Source organism: Streptomyces chisholmiae (assembly GCF_031845445.1).
GTDB classification, from domain to species: domain Bacteria; phylum Actinomycetota; class Actinomycetes; order Streptomycetales; family Streptomycetaceae; genus Streptomyces; species Streptomyces chisholmiae.
In genome coordinates this window covers 1-426 of the sequence record NZ_JAVREO010000237.1, presented here as the reverse complement: position 1 = coordinate 426, position 426 = coordinate 1, and the positions used below count along the sequence as shown (strand labels likewise).

Below are 426 nucleotides of genomic sequence, written 5' to 3'. Positions count from 1 at the left end.
CAACGGCTGAGCGAGGACCCGGTGCTGCGCGCCAGTGAGCGCGTGATTCTGGAACCGGAGTTCGACCAACTGCGCTCTGTCTTCGAGGTCGAGAAGGTCAGCGAGCTCTTTGCCGAGCTGCTGAGGTCCCCGCGGCTCACCGACATCGCCCGGCAGGTCCTCGACTCGGAGGTGTACATCCACCAGAGCCGGGTCAACTACAAGCCCGGTTTCGGCGGTGCTCCGTTCCACTGGCATTCCGATTTCGAGACCTGGCACTCCGAAGACGGCATGCGTCAGCCGCGCGCGTTCAGTTTCTCGATCTCGCTGACCGAGAACCATCCGTTCAACGGTCCGCTCATGGTCATGCCCGGTACGCACAAGTCGTTCATTCCCACGATCGGGGAGACGCCGCAGAACTACCACGAGGACTCCCTCCGGGTGGCC

1 protein-coding gene is annotated in these 426 nt (G+C 63.4%); it reads left to right on the top strand.

Annotation, left to right across the window (positions count from 1 at the left end):
• Nucleotides 1-426, top strand: a 426-nt coding sequence (locus RM844_RS32985) for a phytanoyl-CoA dioxygenase family protein (RefSeq protein WP_311671105.1), incomplete at both ends; no start/stop codon positions are given.